The following is a 916-nucleotide window of genomic DNA, read 5'->3' on the forward strand; positions in this document are numbered from 1 at the left end:
GCCCGCGAGCGCGCCGACGAGGTAGCCGACGTAGTTGGCGGTGGCCAGATGGGCGCCCGCGTCGGTGGACAGCCCGGCCTGGGCGTGCATCAGCGGGAGGAGCGGGGTGTAGACGAAGCGGCCGACCCCCATGCCCGCCGCGAGCGCCGCGGCGACCCGGACGACATGCGCCCAGGGCGACAGAAGGGAACCGTCGGCCCGGGCCGAGGGGACCGGGGCGCCGGGGCTCATAACGGCGAAATCCTTTGCAGGCGGGGGGAGTTACTCCGCATGGCCGGGGTCGTTCGGGTGCGGCTCCAGCGGGGTGACGGCGAAGGTCATCCATGCGTGCAGCGGCAGGGTGTCGAGCACCTTCTCGTGGAGCTGGTCCTCGTCGTCCGCGAGCCAGATGCCGATGCTGCGCCGTTCGCCAACCGGACGCCACAGCCGTCCCAGGTGACCGGTGGCGGCCAGTTCGCGGGAGCGGACCGCCTCAGCGGCGCGGCGCCGGTCGACCTCGTCCTTGCTGGTGCCCTCGGGAATGGTGGTGGTGATCTCGACCAGGAACTCTCGCATGACCTCGCTCCGTTCGGGCCCGCCCGGCCAGGCGACAGGGTGCCGGGTCTCCATGCCCTCATCGTGGCCCGTGCCCGGCGCGGGCGCCACGACGGGCATGCTCCCTGCTGAGAGATCCGGCCTCCCAGCCCGCGTAGCATGACGGGCGTGGAGCTGCGCCAACTGAGGTACTTCGTCGCCGTCGCCGAGGAGCTGAACTTCGGCCGGGCCGCCGACCGCCTCCTGATCGCCGGCCCCTCCCTCTCCCAGCAGATCAAGGCCCTCGAACGCGATCTGGGCGTACGGCTCTTCGACCGCGACCGCCGCTCGGTCGCCCTCACCCCGGCCGGTGTCGCCCTGCTCCCGCACACCCGTGCCCTGC

3 protein-coding genes are annotated in these 916 nt (G+C 72.8%); 1 reads left to right on the forward strand and 2 read right to left on the reverse strand.

The genetic code is table 11. The features are described 5' to 3' along the window. Positions 1-231: YbfB/YjiJ family MFS transporter (locus tag R6V09_RS53945; protein WP_317888668.1), on the reverse strand; the 231-nt coding region annotated here is incomplete at its 3' end. 30 nt (positions 232-261) lie between these two features. Then, a complete protein-coding gene (locus tag R6V09_RS53950; RefSeq protein ID WP_317888670.1) occupies positions 262-555 on the reverse strand; it encodes a muconolactone Delta-isomerase family protein in 294 nt (97 codons plus the stop codon). A gap of 138 nt (positions 556-693) precedes the next feature. Between R6V09_RS53950 and R6V09_RS53955 the strand changes: the two genes are divergently transcribed. After that, positions 694-916 (forward strand): LysR family transcriptional regulator (locus R6V09_RS53955; RefSeq protein WP_317888669.1); only part of this gene is annotated, 223 nt, incomplete at its 3' end.

It is taken from the genome of Streptomyces sp. W16, from assembly GCF_033194735.1.
In the GTDB taxonomy this organism is placed as follows: Bacteria; Actinomycetota; Actinomycetes; order Streptomycetales; family Streptomycetaceae; genus Streptomyces.